Source organism: Bacillus sp. SIMBA_008 (assembly GCF_046535495.1).
Taxonomy (GTDB): Bacteria; Bacillota; Bacilli; order Bacillales; family Bacillaceae; genus Bacillus; species Bacillus subtilis.
The window spans coordinates 1-242 of record NZ_JAWRWL010001132.1 but is presented as its reverse complement, the minus strand read 5'-3'; the positions used below and the strand labels follow the sequence as shown (position 1 = coordinate 242).

1 pseudogene is annotated in these 242 nt (G+C 30.6%); it reads left to right on the top strand.

Features of this window, described 5'->3' with window-relative positions:
* Positions 1 to 242 (top strand): annotated as a pseudogene (locus tag SB658_RS26965) (sensor histidine kinase); the annotation flags it as partial.

Sequence of the window (242 nt, the reverse complement as noted above, 5' to 3'; positions counted from 1 at the left end):
ACAAACGATCGGTGCTTTGAAATATACAACTGTTTTAACGAATGTAAATGCAAAGATTATTGAAATTATTATGTTTACTATTTCAGTTGGAATTGTCATTTCTGGTATCGTATTCTTAATCAGTAGACGATTAGCGAATTCGTTTGTTAAACCTATCGAATCTATTATTCATGCTTCTTCACAAATTGCAGAAGGTACATTAAAGAAGAAAATTAAAGAGGATTATCCAGGTGAATTAGGTG